Source organism: Trichocoleus sp. FACHB-46 (assembly GCF_014695385.1).
GTDB lineage: Bacteria > Cyanobacteriota > Cyanobacteriia > FACHB-46 > FACHB-46 > Trichocoleus.
Genome location: NZ_JACJOD010000032.1, coordinates 72,747 through 96,673 on the forward strand (window position 1 = coordinate 72,747; position 23,927 = coordinate 96,673).

The following is a 23,927-nucleotide window of genomic DNA, read 5'->3' on the forward strand; positions in this document are numbered from 1 at the left end:
TTCAATCTTTTCAGCGTTGCAGGCGATAGTGGAGAAAAACTTCGGGGCCGTTAGCTTCCGCCGAGAGCAATTCTAAGCGGGGCGCTGATTCTGCCGAAAAACCTAAACCTTGCACTGGGCTAGGCGCGATCGCTCCACCCAGAATCAAGGGGCAAACTGTCAGCCACAGTTCATCAATCAAATCCAGAGCCATCAAGGAACCAACTAACTCGCCACCTCCCAGCACCGCTAAACGCTGAATTCCCAACGTGGCTAGTTGCTGAAAAGCCTGCTCCCAGTCCAAGGTTTGCTCAGGTGCCTCAGGTGCCTCTGCTATCAGAATGCGCTCGAATTCAGCTCTCTCCTGCCAAGCCTTTGCTCCAAGGGTAATCGTGAGCAACCAGCGGGGTACAGGTTGAGTAAAGAAGCGCAGGTTGGGGTCAAATTCACCAGAGCGAGAGCAAACTATTTGTACAGGTTGGGCGGGTTTGCCCTGCTGCGATCGCATCTCCAACAGTTCTGGATGAGATACCCGCAGCGTCGTGCCATAAGCACGCAACGTACCCGCCCCAAACAGTACTGCATCTGCTTGAGCCACTTGTTTTTCCAAATGAGCTTTGTCCGCAGCCGAACCAAACCGAGCGGGCGATCGCCTTACATCGGCAATTTTGCCATCTGCGCTCATTGCCAACACAACTGTCGTATGGGGTCGAGCCAAAGCCGAGTCAACCATAGAGTTTGTTTAAACTAGGTAAGGTTGAAGAGAATCATACTTATGGTGTCAGTTCAAGAAGCAGATTATTGGCAGCAACGGTATCGCGAAGGTACAGACCGTTGGGATATTGGACAAGCTGCACCACCGTTTGCCAAGTTGCTAAACTCATCCCCTGCTCCTAAATCAGGCCGAACTGCTGTACTTGGTTGTGGACGGGGGTATGATGCGCTTTTATTTGCGGCTCATGGTTTTGAAGTGATGGGGTTTGACTTCGCGCCAACCGCGATCGCTGCCGCCACCGCCCTAGCTCAAACTAGTCAGAACCCAGCCCAGTTCCTCCAGCGCAACATTTTTGATTTAGCCACCGAATTTCCTGGTAGTTTTGACTACGTGATTGAGCATACCTGCTTTTGCGCGATCGCCCCAGAACAGCGACCTGACTACGTGCAACTCGTCCACACCTTGCTTAAACCTCAAGGACAACTTCTAGCACTGTTCTTCACCCACGACCGTCCGGGTGGTCCTCCCTTTGGCATCACACCCGTCCAGATTCAGCAGTATTTTCGACCTAGTTTTCAAATTCTAGAGCTGGCCCCTGTCGCCAACTCCATCCCAGAGCGGCAAGGAGAAGAGCAGTTAGGCCGCTTCCAGCGCCAAGATTGAAAGATAGACCCAGCATTTACAACTCAACTCGCAGGAGAGCTGCTCTCTTCGTAGAATGTAGTCAAGGTCACAATCAACGTGCAGAGAAATTGTCCAGAGATCGCATTCCCATGAATCCCATTGTTGAAGCAGTTACCGTCCTCGATAACAAATTATCCAACCGCTATATCGACCTCGATCCTGGCGGCTACTTCATCATCTACATCGATCGCGAAGCCAACCAGATTTGCGCCAAGCACTACACCAACACCATCAACGATCGCGGGCTAGCCGTTGACCCAGAAACAGGCGAAGTCATCCCAGTCCGGGGAAAAGTAGAACGCACTCACACCAAAATCTACAGTGCCAGAAGTGCCAAAGAACTCTGCATCCAACTCTTTGAGTCCAAAGAACCCAGCCTCGTCACCAAGCTCGATCACGCCGCCTACCTAGGCCGAGAATTCGTCCGAGCTGAAACCGCCATGCTCTCCGGAGAGGAATATGTGCAGGACTGAAGAAGGATGAGGGATGAGGGATGAAGGGAGTGAAAGGTGAGGAGTTAGAAGCCAAGAGCTAAGAACCAGAGATTAAGAAGTAGCAACCCAAGAACTCGAAACGCTAACAGCTAGGCTCGTTTGGAGGGGGTCTGGGGGACGCAACCGTCCCTCAGCGGGGTTTGGGGGCGAGTGCCCCCAAGGCTTGGTTCTATGCCCGAGACTGTAAAAACAAGTAGAAATAGTAAGTCGCCATTGGAATCACAGTGGCAGCAACCAACAAACCAACCACCCAAACCAAAGAATTGCCTCGCTCCTGCTCGGTTTTCTCCGCCGTGGCGAATGTTCCTTCCACCCGTACATTGTCCACAACTTGAGGTGGACCCGGATCAGGCCGACCCGAAAGCACCGCTACCAAGCGATCGCTCACATCCAAAAACGCCTGGTTATAGTTGTCACCCTGCACCAACGGCACCAGCAATGTTTCCTGGGCCATACTAGTCGCGATCGCATCCGACATCACCGCTTTTACCTGGTCACCCGTGCGGATTGCCGCCTGATTCGTCACTTTATCTAGCACCAAAAGCGTTTGATTGGCTTGGGCTTCAGGGGTAGGAAACCACTTCTCAAACAGCTTATTCGTAAACCCTTCTGGACTTTCATCGTAATCAAGGCGACGGATCACGACCAAATGAACTTCGTTCCCAGTTTGCTGCGATAAATCTTCTAATTCCTTAGTAATTTTGCCTTCGTTGAGGCGACTGATGACATCAGCTTGGTCCAAAAGCTGCGTTTGTGGCGGCGAGCTAGGCATCTCATAAATTCCAGTGGCGCTAGCAGGTGAGGCCACCAACTGCACAGCCAACATAACTACCGCTAGGCATAGGACCAGGCGTTGAAGCAAACCACTCCAACAGCGAATGTTAATGAGGAAGTGTCTCATACGCACGTATCTCTAAACCAATGTTTTCACGATACACCGCTTAGACAAATTATGAACAATTGTTACAGAGATTAAAGAATGCAGACGGAACTCATGAGCAAGTGAGCTAAAAAGTTAGCGATTTGGAGGAGCAAGAGCGATCGCAACTTTTTAATCAAAATTCCTGAAAGTTCTTGATTAAAAAATTTATTAAGAACTGCTACTACATTTATTCTGTGAGCTTTTCATGCTTGGCTACTATAACCTTGAATGAGCTAGATTTACGCCAAATTCTATGTCTAAAGGGCTAGATTATGGCTCTCCGTCATTAGAAGGAAAAATTTTCTCTTTTAATTCTTAATTATCAATCCTTAGTCGGAGGAAGCGGTACATCTGTTTTTTTAGGCTAGAGACAACAAGTGAATCACTTGTAATGATTTTGGGTTTCAACAAAGTTTAATAGTCGCTGAAGCAAGGAGTCTTTCTATGGCAAATAAAAAGAAGGAAGAGAAAGGGAAACAGGGTTTTGCCTCCATGGACGAAAGCAAGCAACGTGAGATTGCTAGCATGGGTGGCAAGGCTGCACATGAGAAAGGCACTGCTCATGAGTTTAGCCCTGAAGAAGCTAGAGAAGCTGGGCGCAAAGGTGGCGAAACAGTCAGCCAAGACCGCGATCACATGGCAGAAATTGGGCGTGAAGGCGGTCGGAACAGCCATAAAAACCGTTAGGCTTGAAGCATGCATCTGTTGAAGTTCTAACTATAAAAGCCCTAGAAATTACTGGGGCTTTTATAGTTAGAGAATTCTAATTTATTAGTTATGGTTCATCGCAGTCTAATTTTGCTGGCGATCGCTTTCCATCTCTGCTCCCTGCCTGCAAATATTTCTATAACGAATGGCTGCTATTTTTAGTAGAACAAACTATTCATTGGGCCTAGATTTGGCATAGAAATTGGGTGCTTTTTTGTTCGGTCAGGCGCGATCGCTTCAATGCTCCCGACTCACCCAGTTGGGTCATTTACTTGGAGGATTTCTGTCATCGACTTAAAGGAGTATCTTTAAGATATGAAATTGAGCTGAGGGGCTACTGCAATGGCAGAAAAACTCTTGCTAGCAGCGGTCATTACTGGTTTGCTGAGTCTAGGTCTAAGAGCAGGGGAGCTGGAAACTACACCTCCAGCATCCTCTTTCTTAAGCTTTCGAGTTACCTCAGGTTTAAGCTTACCTCTCTATCCTTAGCGAGCTGAGTAGCTGGAATGAAGGGCCAAGCGAGGTTAGCTGAGGGCGATTGCTACAGATCTGGTGTCGGCCTGAAATGGTTTTGGTTTGAGGTGTTTAGTAGTTGGGATCACCTTAAGACGGAGGTAAGTTAATCCTTCAATCACTAATATGAAGGGCCATAACACCTCCACCTAAAAAATAGTTTTATGTCTCCTGCTCAAGCTCACTCCCCAGCCAAACGCATTTTAATTGTTGATGACATGCCCGATAATTTGTCTCTTTTAGAAGCAATTTTGATTGAAGAAGGATTTGAGGTTGATAGTGCCAGAAATGGTAAATCTGCTCTAGCTCTTTTAGAAGCGTCACCCCCTGCCTTAGCCCTGATCGATGCCATGATGCCTGGTATGGATGGTTATGAACTAACCCGGCGCATCCGGCAAAATAAAAGCTTACCGTTCATCCCAGTGATTTTGATTACCGCGTCTGAGAGTGCCAGTGCTCCGGCAGGATTAGACTTAGGAGCCAACGACTTCATCCGCAAACCAATTGACTATGACGAGTTAATGGCTAGAATTAATGCATTTTTACGTTTGAAAGACACAATGAGTCCCTCGCAGTAGCTACTTGTGATGGTTTAGTAGAGGATTGCTTTTTTGCGCTCCATGGAAAAAGCAATTCTTAAATATAGACCTTATGCTCCCTAAGCTTGAATTTTTAGAGGCCAAGTCACTGTAAAGGTAGAGCCTACTCCCAGCTGAGATTTCAGCTCAATTTTTCCTTGCATGAGATTGACGAGTTGGGAGACGATCGCTAAGCCTAATCCAGTACTATCTGGCACATGCACCTCGTTGTTCTCAGCGCGGTAAAAGGGATCAAAAACCAATGACTGCTCTTCTGGGGCAATCCCAATTCCGGTGTCTTTAACTGCCAACAACCATTGGCGATCGCCTAAAGTCTCACAGGAGAGCCAAATCGTGCCTGATTTGGTGTAGCGAATTGCATTACTCAGGAGATTGGTAACAATTTGCTGTAAGCGTAGAGAATCTGTATACACCGTTGCAGGGGCACGATCGCAATCAACCACAAGCTCTAGAGCTTTGGTATCTGCCAAAGGCTTGAGCATCTCTACCACATCCTTAATCACAGAACGTACTTCAGTGGGTTCTGGATGCAGGTCCATTTTGCCTGCCTCATAGCGGGAAATCTCGAGGGCATCATTGATCAGTCGTAGTAGCTGTCTACCATTACGAACGACAGTCTCAATATGCTCTACATGGGGCGTGGTGTCCCGTGTCTCTGGCACCTTGCGAGACGCTCGCAACATCAACTCTGAGTAGCCAATAATGGAATTGAGGGGGTTTTTTAGCTCGTGAGCTAGTTGGGATAGATTGTCTTGATTCGCTTTCACTAAGCGAGTGAGTTCCTGGTTTGTGAGTTCTGCTTGGCTTTGGAGTTGGTGCAACTCACACAAGCGCTCTTCCACATAACTGTTGAAGCACTGGGTAATCGCTTCGTCAATCATGGTGTCAATTAAGCTATATGCCCGTATTACGTCCGATACCGTTCCTTTGAGAAAATCGGTTTCCAGAGTAGCAAAGATGACCCGACGTAGAAGGTGATACTCACGAGCAATTTCATTAGGTGCAAAACCTTGAGCCGCCCGTAAGACCCCATGCTCTAAACTTCTCTCAACAATGGATTGAATATCATTATCTTGAGTCTGGGAGAGAATGCTAACCATGCCTACAAGCACATCAGGAAGATGATCCCGAATTGCCGATCGCGGTAGATCGTCAACCGCCGGAATCTGTAAATCCTGGCGAACTGTCTCAATCCAGGTTTGTACAATGATGTCTCGTTTTGCAGCTAGCGCTTGACTAAAATCCATCGTGCCTCAGGTTCAAAGGATGGAGCAGGCTCTAGCATCATTCTAATTGAGCAGCTACTTGATTAATCACGCGATCGCCCTCTTAGAATAAGGCGAACTCCCCTTGTGCCTGCACTGATTCAGCAAGTAACCCAGTATGACCCTAATTCTCACCAATGATGATGGTATTGATGCCCCTGGAATTCGAGCTTTGCAAAAGGCCGTGAATGGAACAGGTGTGCTGGTCGCTCCCAAACTAGAATGGTCTGGTTGTGGGCATCGGGTCACAACTACCATTCCCATTCATATTGAGCAGCGATCGCCCGCCGAGTATGCGATCGGAGGCACTCCTGCCGATTGTGTCCGTGTCGCGATCAGCCATCTCTTTCCCAAAGTCCAATTTGTCCTGTCTGGGATCAACGCTGGAGGCAACTTGGGCGCAGATGTATATATTTCTGGAACGGTCGCAGCAGTGCGGGAAGCAGCATTGCATGGGATTCCAGGCGTGGCTATATCTCACTATCGCAAAGGACGACGTAATGTAGATTGGGATACAGCCGCGCGTTGGACTGCTCAGGTTTTAACCCAGCTGCACGATCGCCCCCTAGAGCTCGGCAGCTTTTGGAATGTCAATCTCCCTCATTTAGAACCCGGTGATCCTGATCCAGAAGTGGTGTTTTGCAACTCCTGCAAGCAGCCACTACCGATTGATTATGCTGTTGAGGGAGACTCCCTAATTTACAAAGGAGAATACTCCAAGCGCGATCGCACTCTAGGTAGTGATGTCGATGTCTGTTTCTCTGGCAAAATTGCCGTGACGCAGCTCCATCTATGACCTATTCCTTCCTTAAGGTAGATTAACCTTGGTGATCAGGCTTTTTGGGTGACAAAATTTGCGCTCATTGACGGAGTTTTGAATGCCTCATCAAAGGTAACGTAGGGAGAATGATAGCCCAAAGTTTTGCAGAGGAGAAATTCCAATGACTAACTTAGAGCAAAGCGTCTTTGATGTAGTCCGGCGGCGTCCTGTTTGGAGTGTCGTAATGATTGCCTACCAGCTCAATTACCCCCAACAAGATGTCAAAGCTGCCCTCGATCGCCTGGTTGAAACAGGCAGACTTCAAAACGCATAGAGCAGGCTATAAATTCAGGCTAAGGGCGATCGCTTTTCCACAGTGATCGCCCTTAGCCTGAATCCTCACTATTATTTACTAACTGTTGATTTTTGGCTCCTAGCTTCTGACCCCTAACTTCTGACTCCTAACTTTTACCTCTTCCCTCCCAGGTCCTAAGATAATAAAGCTGGGTTGTGAGGAGGTCTGGGTATGCGAATTCTGATTATGGGTGGCACCCGATTTGTTGGGGTTTACCTGACCCAAATTTTGGTTGAGCAAGGGCATGAAGTAGTTTTGTTTAATCGGGGAAATAAACCTGCTCCGGTGGCGGGTGTGCAGCAGATTCAGGGCGATCGCACAGACTCTGCTCAACTCAAAGACAAATTAGCCGCAGAGACGTTTGATGCCATCTTTGACAACAACGGTCGGGAGTTGAGCGACACTCAACCGCTAGCAGATCTGTTCCGAGACAAAGTACAACATTTCGTCTACATAAGTTCTGCGGGAGTGTATTTGAAATCGGATCAGATGCCGCATATGGAAGGAGATGTGGTAGACGCCAAAAGTCGGCATCGTGGAAAGCACGAAACAGAAGCTTATATAGCAGAGCAGGGATTGCCCTTTACTGCAATTCGTCCTACCTATATCTACGGCCCGCAAAACTACAACGACTTAGAAGCTTGGTTTTTTGATCGTATTGTTCGCGATCGCCCGATTCCAATTCCGGGTCATGGTCTGCACCTGACGCAATTGGGGCATGTGCAAGACTTAGCTCAAGCAATGGCAAATGTGTTGGGTAATCCGACAGCGATCGGGCAAATCTACAATATTTCCAGCGATCGCTATGTTACATTTGATGGCTTAGCTCGCGCTTGTGCCGTGGCTGCAGGAAAATCTGCGGATGCAGTTGAGATTGTGCATTACGACCCCAAACAATTTGATTTCGGTAAGCGCAAAGCCTTTCCCCTGCGGACCCAACACTTCTTTGCCTCGGTGCAGAAGGCGATCGCTGAACTCAACTGGCACCCTAAGTTCGAGCTTGTTTCTGGGCTGAAAGACTCGTTTCACCAAGATTATCTCGTTTCCGGTCGGGACACAGCGGCAGTAGATTTTTCAGTGGATGACGAGATTTTGGGCGCATGAAACGTTTACACTACTTGGCTTTGGTCGGGGCGATCGCTTTGGGCACAGCGTTACGCTTCTGGAACTTGGATGCCAAACCTCTCTGGCTGGATGAAGTGATTACGGCAATTTTTAGCTTTGGTCGCAGCTACTACGATGTGCCGCTAAATATGCTGTTTTCCCATACGGTGCTGGATCAGGTCTTCACGCTCAAATCGGGTGTTAGTTGTCCGCAAATCGCCCAAACTGTTAGCACTGAGTCTGTGCATCCGCCGCTGTTCTTCTGCTTGCTGCATGGCTGGTTGCAGTGGATCAACCCATTTGCCCAGTCTTGGGTGTGGAAGCTGCGATCGCTCCCGGCGTTGTTTGGAGTTGCAGCGATCGTGGCTATTTATGGACTAAATCGTGTTGCCTTTTCTCGCAAGGCAGGCTTGATGGCAGCAGCTTTGATGGGGGTGTCTCCTTTTGCGGTGTATCTCTCGCAGGAGGCCCGTCACTATACCTTGCCAATGTTGCTGATTACGCTGGCATTGTTGGGTTTAGTCCAAATGCAGCAAGACTTGTGGCAATCTCGACGGCTCAGACCGCTGCCTTGGCTCGGTTGGATGTTGGTCAATGGCATTGGCTTCTATATCCACTACTTTTTCTTGTTGGCGTTTGTCGGGCAAGTCGTTACCTTAGTGGGGATTGCAGTTTGGCAACGTTCCAGAATCTCCCGCTATCACTGGGGGGCGATCGCCCTAGCTATTTCTGGCGTGGCTTTGAGCTATCTCCCTTGGTTGCCCACATTACTCAGCCACACAGGCCGCCCAGAAATCGATTGGCTATCTCCCTTTCAATCCAGTTGGCTCGACAAGCTAGCACCGCTCTATCAACTACCTGCGGCTTGGCTGATCATGGTGATCTCCTTCCCTGTGGAGAATCAGCCACTCTGGATCGCTATTCCAGCGGCTTTGTTGATGTTGGTGTTTGCAATTTGGCTTATGCGCCACGTCATCCGAGGCTTGAAGCAGCTTTGGGTACAGCCAGAGACTCATTTAGCAACTATCACTTTGACCAGCTTTATTCTGTGTGTGCTGTTGGAATTTTTGGGGATTGTCTATGTGTTAGGCAAAGACATTACGGTAGTGCCGCGCTATAACTTTGTCTACTATCCAGCGGTCTGTGCTTTATTAGGAGCAAGCCTAACCCAGCTATCTCAAAACAGCTCTCTGCCTCCTAGAATGTCCTGGCCTCACTACTGGAGTGCTTACCGAGTCCAGATCAGCGTCTTAGTGGTTGGTCTCCTTAGCTGTATCTTTTTAGGACTGGGTTTCATCTTTCAGAAACCTTACCAGCCGCAACAGGTAGCTCAGAATTTAATGTTGGAACCCACTAAACCTCTGATGGTGGTGACAGGTTATGACACACTCTTGGAAGTTGCTCTAGGGTTAAGCTTCGACTTGGAAGTGCATCGGCAATCGCTCACTTCTCCAGAACTAAATCAAAACATCTCCTTTGGTTTCTTGAGTCGCCAACCCACCTACAGCCAACTTTGGCAGAATTTAGCCAACGTGCAACCGCCTGTCTCCACTCCACCTAATTTGTGGATTGTTGGCAGTGGTTTGAGGCAAAGAGAATTTCCAGAGCAGCTCAGCTTACCGAGCCAAGCTAAGTCGGGAGGGGAGACGGTGGCTTGCGATCGCGATGAAGAAAACTACCATCGTATTGGTGTGCCTTACCAACTCTATCGTTGCGCTGCCAGATAACGTGCTACTTAGCCTATGAATCTAGTCATCAGGATTTTGTTTTGGTTGCTGGCTTTAGTCGGCAGTCTACTGATTCTTTCCCTCATTCTTCTAGGGATGGCACCGGGAGTCAAACCGCTGGGCTTCACTGGCTTTTTGCTTTATGGTCCTGGTCCCGGACTTCTATGGCTACTAGGGTTGTTGCTCCTGGCTGCAATCCTACAGATTTGTAGCTTAGCCCTAAGGCTTGGACGGCAACGTGCTCCAAGCCAGTTATGCAACCGTCTTTCCTGGGTTAGTCTGATCTCTCTCTTGATACTTGAGGCAGTGATGATTGCCGATTTTCAGGAATTATTCTGAATGTTAGTTTAAGAACTACCTCTATCTAAGCTGTTGCCCAACCTGAACTTATGTCTGACACCCCTAATTCCCCCGTCGCTCGCAAATCCAGTATCACCGAGCATGCCCTGACGCTGAGCGATCGCCGGATTCGCTATACCGCCTCAGCGGAGTGGCAAACGCTGTTTGACCAAGAAAAGCCTGTGGCAGAAATGTTCCACGTTGCCTATCTAGCTGAAACAGATGAAGCAACGACTCGCCCTCTGACTTTTGTGTTTAATGGTGGACCTGGGGCTGCTTCTGCCTATCTCCACATGGGTGCGCTAGGGCCAAAACGGATCTATTTTGATGCCAATGGTGGCTTGCCGAAACCTCCGGTGCGATTGGTCGACAACCTCGAAAGTTGGCTCAGTTTTACAGATTTGGTGTTTATTGATCCGATCGGAACGGGATTTAGCCGTAGTTTGCCAGCTGACAAAGACAAGCAGGACAAATCGAGTGAGACACCTAGCAGCACGGAAGCAGAGAAACCCAAGGAAGTAGAGTTTTGGGAGGTGGAGCGGGATTTAAAGGCGTTGGGAGAGTTTATCCAAAGATTTCTCTCACGCCACAAACGCTGGTTATCTCCTATCTTTATTGCAGGGGAAAGTTATGGTGGCTTTCGGGTTGCTAAGTTGGCTCGCAAACTGCAACAGGAGTTTGGCATTGGTCTTTCCGGAGCGATTTTAATCTCTCCCGCCTTAGAATTCAGCTTGCTGGGTGGAAATGATTACAACCTCACTTCTTGGGCCACATTGCTACCCTCCTTGGCCGCGGCAGCAGCTCATCATGGACGCGCTCAGTGGGCTGGGGAACCCGGAGATCTATCTGCCCATATGGTCGCAGCCGAACTCTTTGCCCGTAGGACGCTGATTCCACTACTGGCGATGGGAGATGCGCTAACTTCTGAGGAACGCCAATCAGCCTATCAACAGATCGCAAATTTGATTGGGTTGCCGCTGTCTTTGGTGGAGAGACAGGCTGGGCGGGTTGATATTGAAGTTTTTTCGAGAGAACTGTTGCGCGATCGCCAGCGGATTGTAGGGTTGTATGATGCCTCAATCACCGCGATCGATCCCTTCCCCGATCGCACCGTTTATCAAGGGATTGACCCGACGCTAGATGGACTCGATCGCCTGTTTACAGGAGCAATCAACAGCCACTTGCGCGATACCTTGGGTCTGGAAACAGATTTGACCTACCACCTCCTGAATCTGGAAACCTTTAAGGCTTGGCAGTTTGATCTCAAAGGAGAACTGAAACAAGGATTTATTGGTGCAGTGGATGATTTGCGTATAGGAATGACACTGAATCCTTATATGCAGGTGTATATCACCCACGGGTTTTTTGATCTGGTGACTCCCTACTTTGCGTCCAATCACCTAGCGGATCTCATGAAGCTCGACCCTGAGATCCGCCCCAACTTGACGCTAAAACATTTCCAAGGTGGACATATGTTTTATAGTTGGGATGACTCGCGCCTGCAATGGTTTACAGAGATGCAGACCTTCTACCGAAACGCGATCGCCTGAGAAAAACTTATTATCGACGGGCTTCTGCGGTCGTGACAAATTGCTGGGCAGCCTGTTCGATGCCTGCTGGGCTAAAGACATCCATATACTTTTGGGCCATCGCAGGTGTGAAGAATTCCAGCATCAAGCGGTTTTCTACCCAAAACTCAACTACGTCAAATAAGCCATCTCGGTTGGCTGGAAGCACCCGCCAGCCTTCCCGCTCACCAATGCGTTCGATCTCTTCTAAGCTGAGGGATACAGAAAAAGCAGCATGGACAGGCGTGTATTGAGAAGACTGCTGTTCGTTGAGTTGGAAGCCTGCCTGCCCTTCCCAAGCATCGGGAATTAGTTCACTGCCCAAAGGATACAGCTCAATTCCAGTCCCGAATTCATCAGCGGCGAAAACAATGTAGCTGCCAGGGTTAGGAGGGAATGGCATCATCCGACCCTGGAGAACTTCTGCTAAGACGCTGGCAACGTGCTGAGGGTTTTTAACGGAAACAGAAAGATGATGTAGCATAAGTGCCTCCTAAGGATGAATATTCGCTGAGTTAGGTTGAATGATTAATTGATGCATCTAGAATAGGCAAGATTGTTAGGTGGCGTCACGACCCAAATAGATCATCCAACCGGGTGAGATTTAATGGTGAGCGAATTCAAAACTGAGCGATATTCGTTCCTAGTGAAGCTGACACCCAAAGCCAAACAGATTAAAATTCAGCAGCATGAAGCGTTGCTAGCTGCCCCGCGATCGCCATAGAGGAGCCTTTTGTGGATTTCAAACACTTTGTGAATTTCCGACTGCTGCGAAAAGAGGCTAATCTGCTCTATAAGTCTCTCTCGCCACTGCTAAGCGTAGATGCTAGATTTGCGGATGCAATCTTGATCGATTTAGCCAAAATTGTGCAGCTCTGTGGCCGTAGCACTGGGAAGTTAAGCTCTGCTGAACTAATGGCCTATCTAGTGGTTTATGCTCTGGTTAAGCAAGATGCAGAGAAACTCAATGCTGCTGTTAATCTTTGGGAAGCTTCCTCGGAAGTGCAGTTGCAGTATCAAAAAATCACGTTGCAGCTTCTTTTAGATTTCACCAAAGACCAAAAACCTGAGCAGTTGATATTACCCTCAATTTTGAATCAACTGGATGAGGAAAAGGGCACCAATTATCTAGGAGATGTGATCAATGCCATCTACAAGTTTGCCCAAGTCATCATCAAAGCAGACGACACGGTGGATTTACAAGATTTGGAATCTTTGTCTCTGATTTGGCAACTGCTGCATTCCTATCAGAAACTAGAGAGTTATCAAGCAGGATTACAAGCTGTCTCTCAGATTGCTCCCACCACACCAAGTCCCACATCAAATCCTGGTACAAACTCTGGAGTAGCGCCACAAGCTGCTGCAACTCCCGCCCCAGAGCAGCCAGAAGAGATTTTAGAGCAAGCACTAGCTGAACTCAATGATTTGACTGGGATGGAAAATATTAAAGAAGAAGTGAAAACCCTGACCAACTTTCTCAAAATTCAGAAAGTCCGAGCTGAGCGGGGTTTAGCTCAAACTTCAGTGTCACTCCATGCCGTGTTTTGTGGGCCACCGGGAACGGGCAAAACTACCGTGGCGCGATTGATGGGGCGGATTTATCACGGTCTAGGATTTCTGAAAAAAGGACATTTGATAGAAACCGATCGCACAGGTTTAGTTGCGGGTTATGTCGGTCAAACGGCTCAGAAAGTAGATGAATTAATTAACTCGGCGTTAGATGGCGTTCTATTTATTGATGAAGCTTATGCCCTAGTGCCTAAAGAAGCAGGACGTGACTTTGGTCAGGAAGCGATCGATATTTTACTGAAACGCATGGAAGACTACCGCGATCGCCTAGTGATTATTGTGGCAGGCTACACCGATGAGATGACCACTTTTATTGAATCCAATCCTGGCTTGAAATCTCGTTTCAATCGCTATTTTTATTTCAACCACTACAAACCGGAGGAACTGCTTGCCATCTTTGAAAAGATGTGTGGCAAAAGTCATTTTCACTTGACTCCTTCCACGCAAGATAAACTACAAACGATGTTTGCAGAGCTTTATGCGAACCGAAACTCAACGTTTGGCAATGCTAGAGTCGCGCGTAATCTGTTTGAGAAGAGCATCGAGCAACAAGCGAATCGATTGGCTGTGCTGACATCCCTAAATGATGAGGTTCTCACAACATTACTTCCCGAGGATATCCCTATTGAGACGGTCAAAGTCCATGCTGGCAAGGTTGACTGGCAAAACCTCACTGTACCCTCTCGCTGAGTGGGACTTTGGATTATATGTTCTTTGCTACAACAATCCTTTTTAATACTTGAACAGGTTGTCGGGGTTTATCCTGTCTGAAAAGGCAACCCCGTACCCCCTGTTCAAAATAGGTGGCAAAATCAAAGCTTGCCTTAGTATGCTCAATCGGTTAATTTTCTTGACCAACTAGCATTAAGCCCACACTGAGGTAGCTAAAGCAGATCGTGATAAGGCCATCAAGTTACAAAGCTTATAAACAGCTCTAGCGCCAACATTGCCATCCCATTCGTCATCCCCCACTTCACACACATCAAAACCAATAATTTTCCGACCGCTATTGACCACTTCACGGAACAAGCAAAATGCCTGTTCCAATTCCAGACCACCGGGCACTGGAGTTCCGGTATGAGGACAAAGTTTGGGGTCTAAGCCATCAGCATCAAAGCTAATGTAAACATGTTGGGGCAGCTCGGCCACCATTTGCTTGCAGAGTTCTAGCCAAGGCACGCCTGCATAAAGCTTTTGCTTCAGTAGAGGGTCGTAGTAGGTGGAGACTCGCCCGCCTGACTGCTGAATTAAACTAACTTCATCATGGCAGAAGTCACGAATCCCTACTTGAACCAGCTTTGAGACTTGAGGCACTTTTAGGGCATTAAACATAATGGAGGCATGGGAGTACTGAAACCCTTCATAGGCTTGGCGCAAATCAGCATGAGCATCAATGTGGAGGATGCCAAACTCTGAATAACGCTCAGCCAAGGCCTGAATGCAGCCCAAGGGAACGCTGTGATCGCCGCCAATCACTGCGACCTGCTTTCCTTGCGCCATTGCTGCTTTAGCTTGCTCAAAGAGCCATTGGTTTACCGCTTCACATTCCTGATTCACGGTTTGCAGTAGGTCTGCCAAGTCTGGATCAGCTTCAATCTGCCTTCCTTGTTCCATGTGGGCAATGATGCGAGTGGCATCCTGCCGTAGACTCTCATTTTTCTGCTGAATATGTTCTGGAATTGGAGCCATAAAGATGCCCTGCTGCCAACCCTCTGGATGATCGAAATCGTAGATATCTAGTTGGCGAGAAGCTTCTAGGACGCGCTGAGGGCCTGCGGCTGTACCCGCACCATACGAGACCGTCACTTCCCAGGGCACACCGAATACGATGGTTTGGGCAGATTCGTAGTTGAAAGGGAGACCCAACAAGTTACCGTTGTCGAGGCCAATATCATTGGGATTAAAGTTCTGTAAGATGTCTTCTCTGGTAGGCATAAGGAAGTTCCTGGAGCAACGTGGGTTAGTAACTTGAGTGATAGGACAGAGACGAGAATCGCTTCACTAAACTGAATGCTCTCCCAGTTTATATTTCCTTTAAGTTGAGAAACAGGGTGGATTAGCGTAGAAGGGATGGGAATCCCGTACCTGCTGAGCAAAACGCATGAAAGCGATCGCTGGCTACCGAGGACTAAGCACACGCCAGACGATGAAGAGAGTAAAAGCTAAGTAACCTAGTACTGTCGCCCAATCTTGCCAGTGATTGGCAGATAGCAAAAATTGGTCGTTCATTGATTGTGCTCCTACACGCCTCATGTCGCTAATTCCATTCTCATCGTTGCATGAGATTACAGATTACTTCTCCTACCCCTTCCGGCTCAAATGGCACTACTTTTCCATCTTGACGAACTCGCAGGCGATCGCGGCAGTTATATACTTCAGTGGGTCTAGCCACTCCATCAACACTCACAGCAGCTCTGTATTCCCAGTAATTCTTGGCGCTGCGTTTGATGCTAAGGATACAGATGGTGCGATCGCTAAGCAAACGACAAAACGATTTTGCCTCTACTGGTGAAACAGGGAAGAGTGACAACACGAGTAGCAACAGAAAAGTAATGAAAAAGGACTTCATGCTTGTCGTCCCCACAGAGCCAGTCCCCCACCTCGACCTCTGGCTGCAATGATATCTTCTTGCACTAAGAAGTAGTTGAAAAAAGCTTGCTTCTCCACCCCCACACTCGCCGAATAAAACTTAGCTTCACTGGTTTCTCCACCGCGGACTGTACCCTGATATAGGGAGAATTCAGACAGTTGCAAAGTGATTCTTGTGAAGTCAAACGCCAAGATGTTGTTTTTGCTCAACAGCTTAGTTGGGCCTGACAGTGCCATTTGAAGCTGACCCAGTTGAACTCGGTTGGTGACGTTACCTGTCTCAAAAGATGCACTGTAGGACGCGTTATCTGTCGCAGTTGAAGGAGATGCAGCTAAAGGGGATGCGGCATAAGCTAGAGAGATCGTGATCAAAGATGGTACGTAGCGACCTGCTCCTAGCACGACTCCAGCCCGCTGCCGAGTTTTGCGAGTACCTGTGATGAAGCAAAGCCGCCAGTCACCCGTAATATCGTTCAAGGAGTAACGAATTTTTTGCTGCTTGTTCGCTTTTTCTACAGCTAACAGTGCCTGAACCACCTGCTCAGGAGTGGGACGCTGACGAGAGCGCTCAAGCACTGCCAAGGCAGCTTGCTGAAGAATGGTCGAGTTGCTGTTCAAGCGGCTTTTGGTTTCACATACACCAATGACTATCTTACGACAAACCTGCTGCTGGCAGAGAACCCTGAAGTTGATGGTTCTAGGTTGAGACTGCGATCGCCTCTGTCCGCTGTTCAGTCTATGAACCTACACATGCAAGTGAGAGAAAACTTCTCAAGACAGCCATAGTAGAAATTAATCCACCCCTTTATGTGACTTTTCTATGACCGTCGAGTCATTAGTACCTAAATTAACTTTTACAGAACTGACGGTAGAGAGTCCGTTGAGCGATCGCGACCGTCCTAAAATTGCTCTCGATCTGCTGCGATCGCTGCATGTTCTAGAAACAACACACCATAGCCGTTTATGGGTCTTTATGGGCCTCTATAGCTTTGCTGCGGCTGCGGCTTGGGTTTTGGCGACTCACTGGGGTAGCTTTTGGTGCCTCTGGGCCTGTGTGCCACTCTATATTTTGGCTGCTGCTGCTCTGCATGGCATCAGTTTGTTTACTCATGAAGGAGTGCATAGTGTCCTGTCTCCTCATCCCCATTGGAATCGTGGGCTAAGTATGGTTTGTGCGATGCCAGTCTTGCAGAATTATGCCGCTTATAAGATATTGCATCTCAAACATCACAAGCATCTGGGTGATCAGGGTGATCCTGACCACTATAAAAACTATACCCATTGGAGTTGGTTAGTCTTCTTGATGCACTGGGGACGTTTATTAGTGGGTTATTCCGTTTATATTGTCGCAATTCCTCTGTTGGGGTTTTGGCAGGGAAATCGTCGCGATCGCCTGTGGATTGGGTTAGAAGTTCTATTGCTCGGACTGCTGATTGCAGGTGTGGTACTTTCTCCTATCCCGCGATCGCTCCTGGTACATGGCTGGCTCATACCCATGTTATTGATCAATGGGATGGTCAATATTCGAGGCATGAGCCAACACACCTTACTAGAACATGAAACTGACTTAATCCGAGGCACGAGAACGCTTCTAACCAATCCTGTCACTCGCTTCTTTATGTGCAATGAAAACTATCACCTGGAACATCATCTGTATCCCGCTGTCCCTTGGTATCATCTTCCTCAACTCCACCAAGAGCTGCACGCAGAACTAGAATCTCGCGATGCACCTTATCTCCCTTCATACTTTGCTTTTGTTCGCGAGTTTGTGGTTGCTAGTATTCGTCGGACTTCTGTGGGTAGCGTCGCGCTGGTAACGCAAGGAGAAAAGCAGTCATGCTAGAGCTACCGACCAAACTGTCAACGCTGTCTTCCCTAATACCATCTGCACCCATATTGGTTTGCGAAGATCTGATCCAGTTCACCACGTTAGATGCTGCTGTTGCCCAGGTTGCAGCCGCATATGATTTCCAACGTCATCCCTATTTCTGCTGGATGGTAGCCCCCGCGACTAGTCGAGAGGCTTTCTGCAACAGCCAATTGCCGTTCCGATTTGCTGTAGAGTCCTTCTCTCAGGCGCTAGCAGCCGTCCTGGCTAGGATTCCCAGTTTAGAAATGCGATTGGCGATCGCAGAGAATGTAGCTGAAGAACATGGGCATGGCGATCGCTGGCGGTCTCACAAATACACATTCCAGCAGTATCTCCAGGCATTGGGGGCTACCAGCACTGGATTGACAAAGCCCTGCCCTACCTCTGTTTTAGCTTTCAATCAGGCTATCCTGAACTACTGTCTTACCCAACCTGCGGAGGTAGGAGCAGCGATGCTAGGGATGATCGAATATCTGTATGTGGGCATTAGTGCCGCGATCGCTCGAACCCTGACCCAGCGAGCATGGGTTGCGCCAGGTAGCCAATCGCACTATGCCGTACATGAAAAGCTAGATACTGAACATGCTCATGACTTATTGCAATTAGCGAGCCCTGGTTGGCAAGACGCTCGATCTCGTCTGTCTCTAGCTCAAGCCTTGCTATTAGGGGCACATTATTTTTGGAGCCTATATGCCGATTTGCTGCCCTCCCTCTGAAATTGCTTTCTCCCAAGTCCGAGAAGATCCTTTGACTGAATGGCAACTGGTGGAGCGATTGGCGAAACAGCAGGAACGGCCATTACGGATCTTGTTGGTTGCTTCTGGAGGCTGTACAGCGCTGAGTTTGTTAGCCCATCCCGCGATCGCGCAGATTGATGCGGTCGATCTTAACCCTGCTCAACTGCATTTAGTTACACTCAAACTGACAGCTTTATTACATCTCTCTCTACCAGAGCAATTACAGTTGTTAGGAGCAGCATCCGATTCTCTTGAGTTTTTTGATGCCGCAGGGATATCTGAACTAGAGGCAGCAGCAAGCGATCGCCTCCAACTATACCAACGCTTACAGACTCACCTCCCTGAAGCAACACGTCTCTTTTGGGATGCTCGTCCGGACCAGATCGCTTTTGGAGTGAATCGAATTGGCAAGTTTGAGCAACTTTTTAGGGAGCTAGCAACTCGCTTTGCTGAACTGGGAATAGACCCACTTCATAACCCCCAAGCGGCAATGGCTCATCCCCACTGGTCAGCTGTGTTTGCAGCTGTATTCGAGCGAGACAAACTAATGCAGACTTTTGGCCCCGCAGCGGTGAGCTATTCTATGGATCGGAGTTTTAGCGAGCACTTTGCGAATGTGTTTGCTCAAGCTTTGCAACGATTTGCCCCTAATCAGAACTACTTCTTGACGCAGGTATGGCGCGATCGCTATGCGCTTGGCTCCGACGGTGTGCCGCCTTATCTCCAAGCTGCGGTGCAAGAATCAATTCGTCAGTTAGGCACTTCACGGTTGGCACTGCATCTGGGGCCTTTTACAGAAGTCTTATTAAGGCTGATTCAGCAAGATGCTTACGATTTGATTCAATTCTCCAATATTTCTGATTGGATGCCGATTCCTAATCTACACAAAATGCTATCTACAGCAGCGACAAATTTGCGACCAGGAGGGATATTGCTGGGCAGGCGTCTGAACGGTGATCATGATTTGGCGGCAATGATGGCTGAGCATGTTGCAGTTGATCGGCAGCTCAGCGCTGAATTACTGGCTAGCGATCGCTCCTATTTTTACCGAGAGGTGGTTGCAGGAGTGCGACTATGAAATTTCATCGCCTGAGCTTAGAGGAGCGTCCACTGTGGCAATCTGGTATTGCTGCTATTGAGCAGATAGCTAGCTACCCTTTGGGAAATGACTTTTTTCAACTGGACCACGGATCGGATTACTTCGCCTTTTTTGACCGCTTAGGATCTGTCAATTACTATGTGGCGCTGGATGGCGATCGCGTAGCGGCTGTGGGGGCAGGAGTTTTACGACAGGTAAAAACTCGGCGGGCAGAAGCTTTGCAGCCAGCTTGGTATCTGTGTGATTTGAAGGTTCATCCCCTTTACCAGAGACAGCAGCTCTCGATGCGGATTCTTAGCCATGCGATCGCGGATGGGTTGCCAACTTGTGTTACAGGATACACCATCTCCATGAATACCGAAGATGGCAGTGCCAGTCGCTGGGTTCGCGTTCTAGAGCGATTTGATCAAATTGCTTTTTGTCGGGCAACGACACTTGGTATCTATAGCTGTGATGCCATGACTATGCAGAAGCTAGAGCCGATACTAAATAAGCATCGTGGACCTATTACTTATCTCTCCCTCCAAGGAGTTAAAGATCTCCGCTTGCAGAGCACAGGCCAAATATTGCCTCTACTCCATGTGCAGTGGGGAGAAGGCAAAGTAGGGGCGATCGCAGTTCCCCAACCTGGATACACTCATATGTTTTGTGCTCCTACAGAGGATGCTCTAGCCACAGAACTGTCAAGGCTCGAAGTATATCCTAGTGCAACCGCTAGTGTTGTGAGTCATGGGATGCAAAGCGACTGGCGATTTATTTTAACTAGTGATATTTAATTCGATTCAAGCCTCTGGAAGGATGCTGCTAGAACATTTCACGCTTAATGTAGGACCGGAACTCAGCAATAAACTCGGTAATGCATTCGTTAATAGAACGACCGCTCTACCGCTGGAATTTATTGTTGATACCCCTGGCTGAAAATTATTATGAGCTTGACTAATCCTTAAAAATAACTTCATAAAAATGACTTACTCACTGTTTCACCTGATTTTTATCTTGCCGCCCATTTTGTTGCTCGCCTTGCAGCAACCGCAACCCCTAGCAGGCGTGGGAGGTCGTAAAGCTGCGCTCTCTCTGCTCTTGATTGCTGCTGTAGCGTTTATCTACACGACACCTTGGGACAATTATCTAATTTGGCGCGATGTGTGGCACTATGGCCGCGATCGCGTAATGGGTACCGTTGGTTATGTCCCCATCGAAGAGTATTTATTTTTTGTGCTACAGCCGATTCTGACCGGGTTATGGCTATATCGGTTGTTAGCTCATACCGAGGAACCCAGCGAACTCAAATCTTCTCCCGCAGCCAATATAGGAGGAGCGATTATCTGGGCAGGTTTAGGTCTCGCGGGTGGTTGGTTACTACAACGCGATTTTGGCGTTTATCTGGGGCTGATTTTGGTGTGGGCTAGCCCGATCCTAGCCTTGCAATGGTTGGTGGGCGGAGCACAGCTTTGGGTTCGCAAACGTCTTTGGCTCACCGCCACTTTAGTCCCCACTTTGTACCTCTGGATAGCCGATCGCATTGCCATTGGCCAAGGCATTTGGAGCATATCAGAGGTGTATACCACTAGGTTGCATTTATTTGGGCTACCTATTGAGGAAGCGACATTTTTCCTGGTAACAAATTTTTTAGTAGTACAAGGGTTATTGTTGCTCTTAGTGTTTAGTAAAGCCGACAAGCCCTTCCTCCAGACTGAGAGCGAGTTTTGAGTTTCTAGACCGCTTCTACCTTGAAACTTATTTCGTTGTACGGAGAGAGATTAACAAATATTATGCTAACTTGATTCAATAGTTAAGTCACCTTAACTAGCAGTGTTTACAACGTATTGACTATGTCTTGGTTGTTCTTAGCTCCTTTGGGAATTGCAATTACTGCATTTTTCATCTACGAACGATCCTGCGATGAGATCGCTATTTTATCAGCGGTTGCAGCCATTACAGGCGTCCTTTTTGGTCTTATTCTGGCACCCTGGCAATTGCAGTTGGTGGCTTTGCTCCTGGGTCTCATGTTGAGCCAAAAATTCATTAAAGCAGAGCGCTATCAGTCCAACTCTCGCTCTGAGGCCGATCCCATGATGACCATGATGTACAACGGTTTAGATCGCCAAAGGCCTTTCAAGTAAGCGATTTCTCTGCCTGCACAAACGCAATTGTGCTTACCCAGGATATAGTTTTCTCTTGTAAGTAGCGCTGAAACAGCTTGCCGACCCAATTTATCTCTAATTCTGACAGGTAATGGCTGAGGTGATTGGCATAGGTAGGCGGATGAGCTGCGATCGCAAACCATCGCTCGATTAAAGTGGCAGAGATATACATTTCCGCGATCGTTTGAATTGTCTCGATTTGAGCTCTACATCCTGCTTGCTCAAAGTCAAGCTTCAGGTCTGTGTGGTCCCAACTCATCTTAGGATCGCTTGTGTCTGCGTAGATGGCTTCTTCAGCAGTCACTAATCGTTGATACAGATCAGGCTCAACGTGAGCCGGGTCTAGCAATCGATACAATCGTTGGCTATGGCGTGGCATTGTTTCCGCTAGTGTGATTTTGCCTCCAGATTGTAAGAGAGATACGCAGATGCGAATTAGGCCAGGTCTATTTACTGCTACCATTAAGACGTTGCGGCCCACAATATGATCGAACCTAATCTCGGGTGCCTGAGCCGTTAATAAAGCGGGTAGTTGTTGCACAGGGCCTTGCAGAATTGTCGGTCGTAGCAACTCTGGCAAAGCTTCTGCTTGAGCTTGTAAGCGTTCTACGTCTGTTGAGGTTGGCACCTGTACGTAGACACCACCTTCTGGGACTCGGCGCAGTGCTTCCCAAGTGAGTAAACCGTTGCCACCATTGAGTTCTAGGATTGTGTGGTGCCGCTGGGGTTGAGCCATTTCAAACAGGCGATCGCGGACCTGTGCTAAGCGTTCTCCAGTTTGAGATAGCGTGCGTTGTAGCCAACGTTCTTGAGCTTTATTAGTGGGGCTGTAGGTGAGAATTTCTGGAGCCGTTACATCTAAGCCTTCGGCGATCGCAGCCAGTTGGGCTTCCCGACGACGCTCGACTTGGGTACGAATGCCTGCTTCAAATCCTTGCTCCGAAGGTTGGTAGAATACTTGGCCTTGCAGCGCCGTTGGTAGATATTGCTGTGCCACCCAATGATCGCGGTAGGCATGAGGATAAAGGTAGTTAGCTCCATGTCCAAAGCTGTGTTTATCTCGATTGGCATCCTTGAGATGGGAGGGCACATCCGCTTCGCGTTCTCGCTCCACGGCAGCTAAGGCATCAAAAAAGCCCATCACACTGTTAGATTTTGGGGCGGTTGCCAAATACAGAGCCGCCTGAGCTAACGGGTAGCGACCTTCGGGCATGCCCACGCGATCGAATGTGGCGGCACAGGCATTGACTCTGGCGACAGCCTCCGGATCTGCGAGTCCCACATCTTCACTCGCTAAAATCAACATGCGGCGAAAGATAAATCGCGGATCCTCCCCGGCGTAGACCATGCGAGCCAGCCAATACAAGGCTGCATCTGGATCACTGCCCCGCAGACTTTTGATGAAGGCGCTGATGATATCAAAGTGGGCGTCTCCCTCTTTGTCATACAAAACCGCTCGCTGCTGAATCGACTCTTCGGCAACTGCGAGATCAATGTGAATTGTGCCCGTAGGAGTAGGAGTTGTGGTTTCAACCGCAAGTTCCAACGCATTGAGGAGACTGCGAGCATCTCCGTTCGCCACATTAACGAGATGATCTAGCGCTTCTGGATCAAGCTGAATCGCGCGATCGCCATAGCCTCGTTCGGCATCCGTCAGCGCTTGGTACACAACTCCAACTAAATCAGCCGCGGTGAGCGACTTGAGCTGAAAAATTCGAGAACGGCTAACGAGGGCTTTGTTGACTTCAAAGTAAGGATTTTCGGTCGTGGCTCCAATCAGAATCACGGTGCCATTCTCTACCCAAGGCAACAGTGCATCTTGTTGCGACTTATTGAAGCGATGCACTTCATCCACAAACAAAATGGTTCGTTGATTGTGGCGATCGCGCCGTTCTTGAGCCGTTTCCACCGCTGCGCGGATTTCTTTCACCCCTGCCAACACCGCATTAATCGAAATGAAGTGCCCCTGAGTGCTGTTGGCGATCACCCGTGCCAGCGTCGTTTTGCCTGTACCTGGTGGCCCCGCAAAAATCACAGACGCGAGCTGGTCAGCTTGAATGGCACGGCGCAGCAGTCGTCCGGGGCCAACAATATGCTCCTGCCCGACAAATTCATCTAAAGTGCGGGGGCGCAGGCGATCGGCAAGAGGGGCAGCTATCGGGTTCAAGGCAAGTCTGGGTGGGGAGG

Annotated in this window: 25 protein-coding genes; 17 read left to right on the forward strand and 8 right to left on the reverse strand. The window is 48.6% G+C overall.

Annotated features, from left to right (window positions below):
- Window positions 1-10 precede the first annotated feature (10 nt).
- Window positions 11-712: a RibD family protein gene (locus H6F72_RS20470; protein WP_190440058.1), complete on the reverse strand. Its 702-nt coding sequence runs from the start codon at window positions 710-712 to the stop codon at window positions 11-13.
- 42 nt (window positions 713-754) lie between these two features.
- Here H6F72_RS20470 and H6F72_RS20475 point away from each other — a divergent pair, with 42 nt between their 5' ends.
- Entirely contained in the window at window positions 755-1,357 is a 603-nt protein-coding gene (locus H6F72_RS20475; RefSeq protein WP_190440060.1) for a methyltransferase domain-containing protein, read from the forward strand.
- Window positions 1,358-1,467: 110 nt separating this feature from the next.
- Window positions 1,468-1,851 carry a DUF4346 domain-containing protein gene (locus H6F72_RS20480; protein ID WP_190440062.1) on the forward strand — a complete coding sequence of 128 codons (384 nt, stop codon included), beginning with the start codon at window positions 1,468-1,470 and terminating at the stop codon, window positions 1,849-1,851.
- A 190-nt stretch (window positions 1,852-2,041) separates the two neighbouring features.
- Here the strand turns inward: H6F72_RS20480 and psb32 are convergent, their stop codons facing one another.
- Complete coding sequence (gene psb32, locus H6F72_RS20485; RefSeq protein WP_242017048.1) at window positions 2,042-2,698, reverse strand: photosystem II repair protein Psb32; 657 nt, start codon at window positions 2,696-2,698, stop codon at window positions 2,042-2,044.
- A gap of 540 nt (window positions 2,699-3,238) precedes the next feature.
- Here psb32 and H6F72_RS20490 point away from each other — a divergent pair.
- Together H6F72_RS20490 and H6F72_RS20495 are read left to right on the forward strand one after the other, a co-directional pair.
- On the forward strand, window positions 3,239-3,481 hold the full coding sequence (locus H6F72_RS20490) for a KGG domain-containing protein (protein ID WP_190440066.1): 243 nt from the start codon (window positions 3,239-3,241) through the stop codon (window positions 3,479-3,481).
- A 698-nt stretch (window positions 3,482-4,179) separates the two neighbouring features.
- On the forward strand, window positions 4,180-4,593 hold the full coding sequence (locus H6F72_RS20495; protein ID WP_190440068.1) for a response regulator transcription factor: 414 nt from the start codon (window positions 4,180-4,182) through the stop codon (window positions 4,591-4,593).
- A gap of 80 nt (window positions 4,594-4,673) precedes the next feature.
- On the opposite strand, the gene H6F72_RS20500 is transcribed toward H6F72_RS20495, so the two are convergent.
- Window positions 4,674-5,861 (reverse strand): HAMP domain-containing sensor histidine kinase, encoded by a 1,188-nt coding sequence (locus tag H6F72_RS20500; RefSeq protein WP_190440070.1) that lies wholly within the window; start codon window positions 5,859-5,861, stop codon window positions 4,674-4,676.
- A gap of 136 nt (window positions 5,862-5,997) precedes the next feature.
- On the opposite strand from H6F72_RS20500, the gene surE reads away from it, so the two are divergent.
- The 6 genes from surE to H6F72_RS20530 all read left to right on the forward strand — a co-directional run bounded on the left by surE (window position 5,998) and on the right by H6F72_RS20530 (window position 11,714).
- On the forward strand, window positions 5,998-6,675 hold the full coding sequence (gene surE, locus H6F72_RS20505) for a 5'/3'-nucleotidase SurE (protein ID WP_190440072.1): 678 nt from the start codon (window positions 5,998-6,000) through the stop codon (window positions 6,673-6,675).
- A 145-nt stretch (window positions 6,676-6,820) separates the two neighbouring features.
- Window positions 6,821-6,973, forward strand: coding sequence for a hypothetical protein (locus H6F72_RS20510; RefSeq protein WP_190440076.1), 153 nt, complete (start codon window positions 6,821-6,823; stop codon window positions 6,971-6,973).
- 192 nt (window positions 6,974-7,165) lie between these two features.
- Entirely contained in the window at window positions 7,166-8,098 is a 933-nt protein-coding gene (locus H6F72_RS20515) for an NAD-dependent epimerase/dehydratase family protein (RefSeq protein WP_190440079.1), read from the forward strand.
- Window positions 8,095-9,825 carry a glycosyltransferase family 39 protein gene (locus H6F72_RS20520; protein WP_190440082.1) on the forward strand — a complete coding sequence of 577 codons (1,731 nt, stop codon included), beginning with the start codon at window positions 8,095-8,097 and terminating at the stop codon, window positions 9,823-9,825. Before H6F72_RS20515 ends, H6F72_RS20520 begins: the two co-directional genes overlap by 4 nt.
- 15 nt (window positions 9,826-9,840) lie before the next feature.
- Window positions 9,841-10,164 (forward strand): hypothetical protein, encoded by a 324-nt coding sequence (locus H6F72_RS20525; RefSeq protein ID WP_190440085.1) that lies wholly within the window; start codon window positions 9,841-9,843, stop codon window positions 10,162-10,164.
- 50 nt (window positions 10,165-10,214) lie between these two features.
- Window positions 10,215-11,714, forward strand: a complete 1,500-nt coding sequence (locus tag H6F72_RS20530) for a S10 family peptidase (protein ID WP_190440088.1) — start codon at window positions 10,215-10,217, stop codon at window positions 11,712-11,714.
- Window positions 11,715-11,724: 10 nt separating this feature from the next.
- Here the strand turns inward: H6F72_RS20530 and H6F72_RS20535 are convergent, their stop codons facing one another.
- The gene (locus tag H6F72_RS20535) at window positions 11,725-12,216 is read right to left on the reverse strand and encodes a hypothetical protein (RefSeq protein WP_190440090.1); all 492 of its coding nucleotides are present in this window, start codon (window positions 12,214-12,216) and stop codon (window positions 11,725-11,727) included.
- 251 nt (window positions 12,217-12,467) lie between these two features.
- Between H6F72_RS20535 and H6F72_RS31195 the strand changes: the two genes are divergently transcribed.
- The gene (locus H6F72_RS31195) at window positions 12,468-13,991 is read left to right on the forward strand and encodes an AAA family ATPase (protein WP_199299216.1); all 1,524 of its coding nucleotides are present in this window, start codon (window positions 12,468-12,470) and stop codon (window positions 13,989-13,991) included.
- Between the two features lie 174 nt (window positions 13,992-14,165).
- Here the strand turns inward: H6F72_RS31195 and H6F72_RS20545 are convergent, their stop codons facing one another.
- The 3 genes from H6F72_RS20545 to H6F72_RS20555 form a co-directional block, all read right to left on the reverse strand.
- On the reverse strand, window positions 14,166-15,236 hold the full coding sequence (locus H6F72_RS20545; RefSeq protein ID WP_190440093.1) for an agmatinase family protein: 1,071 nt from the start codon (window positions 15,234-15,236) through the stop codon (window positions 14,166-14,168).
- A 334-nt stretch (window positions 15,237-15,570) separates the two neighbouring features.
- Window positions 15,571-15,870 (reverse strand): hypothetical protein, encoded by a 300-nt coding sequence (locus H6F72_RS20550; protein WP_190440096.1) that lies wholly within the window; start codon window positions 15,868-15,870, stop codon window positions 15,571-15,573.
- Complete coding sequence (locus H6F72_RS20555) at window positions 15,867-16,508, reverse strand: hypothetical protein (RefSeq protein WP_242017049.1); 642 nt, start codon at window positions 16,506-16,508, stop codon at window positions 15,867-15,869. The genes H6F72_RS20550 and H6F72_RS20555 overlap by 4 nt, the downstream gene beginning before the upstream one ends.
- Window positions 16,509-16,710: 202 nt before the next feature.
- Here H6F72_RS20555 and H6F72_RS20560 point away from each other — a divergent pair, with 202 nt between their 5' ends.
- The 6 genes from H6F72_RS20560 (at window position 16,711) to H6F72_RS20585 (ending at window position 21,719) form a co-directional block, all read left to right on the forward strand.
- Window positions 16,711-17,733, forward strand: a complete 1,023-nt coding sequence (locus H6F72_RS20560) for a fatty acid desaturase (RefSeq protein WP_190440099.1) — start codon at window positions 16,711-16,713, stop codon at window positions 17,731-17,733.
- Entirely contained in the window at window positions 17,727-18,476 is a 750-nt protein-coding gene (locus H6F72_RS20565) for an iron-containing redox enzyme family protein (RefSeq protein WP_190440102.1), read from the forward strand. The genes H6F72_RS20560 and H6F72_RS20565 overlap by 7 nt, the downstream gene beginning before the upstream one ends.
- Window positions 18,451-19,575 (forward strand): DUF3419 family protein, encoded by a 1,125-nt coding sequence (locus H6F72_RS20570; RefSeq protein ID WP_190440104.1) that lies wholly within the window; start codon window positions 18,451-18,453, stop codon window positions 19,573-19,575. Before H6F72_RS20565 ends, H6F72_RS20570 begins: the two co-directional genes overlap by 26 nt.
- Window positions 19,572-20,372, forward strand: a complete 801-nt coding sequence (locus H6F72_RS20575) for a hypothetical protein (protein WP_190440105.1) — start codon at window positions 19,572-19,574, stop codon at window positions 20,370-20,372. The genes H6F72_RS20570 and H6F72_RS20575 overlap by 4 nt, the downstream gene beginning before the upstream one ends.
- A gap of 187 nt (window positions 20,373-20,559) precedes the next feature.
- Window positions 20,560-21,306 (forward strand): lycopene cyclase domain-containing protein, encoded by a 747-nt coding sequence (locus H6F72_RS20580; RefSeq protein WP_190440106.1) that lies wholly within the window; start codon window positions 20,560-20,562, stop codon window positions 21,304-21,306.
- Between the two features lie 122 nt (window positions 21,307-21,428).
- Complete coding sequence (locus H6F72_RS20585; protein WP_190440107.1) at window positions 21,429-21,719, forward strand: hypothetical protein; 291 nt, start codon at window positions 21,429-21,431, stop codon at window positions 21,717-21,719.
- Here the strand turns inward: H6F72_RS20585 and H6F72_RS20590 are convergent.
- Entirely contained in the window at window positions 21,712-23,907 is a 2,196-nt protein-coding gene (locus H6F72_RS20590) for an AAA family ATPase (RefSeq protein ID WP_190440108.1), read from the reverse strand. The two genes, H6F72_RS20585 and H6F72_RS20590, sit on opposite strands and share 8 nt — an antisense overlap.
- Between the last annotated feature and the right edge of the window lie 20 nt (window positions 23,908-23,927).

Coding starts and splice junctions, on each gene's coding strand:
- H6F72_RS20470 (WP_190440058.1), bottom strand. CDS start 712: ATGGTTGACTCGGCTTTGGCTCGACCCCATACGACAGTTGTGTTGGCA.
- H6F72_RS20475 (WP_190440060.1), top strand. CDS start 755: ATGGTGTCAGTTCAAGAAGCAGATTATTGGCAGCAACGGTATCGCGAA.
- H6F72_RS20480 (WP_190440062.1), top strand. CDS start 1,468: ATGAATCCCATTGTTGAAGCAGTTACCGTCCTCGATAACAAATTATCC.
- psb32 (WP_242017048.1), bottom strand. CDS start 2,698: ATGTTGGCTGTGCAGTTGGTGGCCTCACCTGCTAGCGCCACTGGAATT.
- H6F72_RS20490 (WP_190440066.1), top strand. CDS start 3,239: ATGGCAAATAAAAAGAAGGAAGAGAAAGGGAAACAGGGTTTTGCCTCC.
- H6F72_RS20495 (WP_190440068.1), top strand. CDS start 4,180: ATGTCTCCTGCTCAAGCTCACTCCCCAGCCAAACGCATTTTAATTGTT.
- H6F72_RS20500 (WP_190440070.1), bottom strand. CDS start 5,861: ATGGATTTTAGTCAAGCGCTAGCTGCAAAACGAGACATCATTGTACAA.
- surE (WP_190440072.1), top strand. CDS start 5,998: ATGACCCTAATTCTCACCAATGATGATGGTATTGATGCCCCTGGAATT.
- H6F72_RS20510 (WP_190440076.1), top strand. CDS start 6,821: ATGACTAACTTAGAGCAAAGCGTCTTTGATGTAGTCCGGCGGCGTCCT.
- H6F72_RS20515 (WP_190440079.1), top strand. CDS start 7,166: ATGCGAATTCTGATTATGGGTGGCACCCGATTTGTTGGGGTTTACCTG.
- H6F72_RS20520 (WP_190440082.1), top strand. CDS start 8,095: ATGAAACGTTTACACTACTTGGCTTTGGTCGGGGCGATCGCTTTGGGC.
- H6F72_RS20525 (WP_190440085.1), top strand. CDS start 9,841: ATGAATCTAGTCATCAGGATTTTGTTTTGGTTGCTGGCTTTAGTCGGC.
- H6F72_RS20530 (WP_190440088.1), top strand. CDS start 10,215: ATGTCTGACACCCCTAATTCCCCCGTCGCTCGCAAATCCAGTATCACC.
- H6F72_RS20535 (WP_190440090.1), bottom strand. CDS start 12,216: ATGCTACATCATCTTTCTGTTTCCGTTAAAAACCCTCAGCACGTTGCC.
- H6F72_RS20545 (WP_190440093.1), bottom strand. CDS start 15,236: ATGCCTACCAGAGAAGACATCTTACAGAACTTTAATCCCAATGATATT.
- H6F72_RS20550 (WP_190440096.1), bottom strand. CDS start 15,870: ATGAAGTCCTTTTTCATTACTTTTCTGTTGCTACTCGTGTTGTCACTC.
- H6F72_RS20560 (WP_190440099.1), top strand. CDS start 16,711: ATGACCGTCGAGTCATTAGTACCTAAATTAACTTTTACAGAACTGACG.
- H6F72_RS20565 (WP_190440102.1), top strand. CDS start 17,727: ATGCTAGAGCTACCGACCAAACTGTCAACGCTGTCTTCCCTAATACCA.
- H6F72_RS20570 (WP_190440104.1), top strand. CDS start 18,451: ATGCCGATTTGCTGCCCTCCCTCTGAAATTGCTTTCTCCCAAGTCCGA.
- H6F72_RS20575 (WP_190440105.1), top strand. CDS start 19,572: ATGAAATTTCATCGCCTGAGCTTAGAGGAGCGTCCACTGTGGCAATCT.
- H6F72_RS20580 (WP_190440106.1), top strand. CDS start 20,560: ATGACTTACTCACTGTTTCACCTGATTTTTATCTTGCCGCCCATTTTG.
- H6F72_RS20585 (WP_190440107.1), top strand. CDS start 21,429: ATGTCTTGGTTGTTCTTAGCTCCTTTGGGAATTGCAATTACTGCATTT.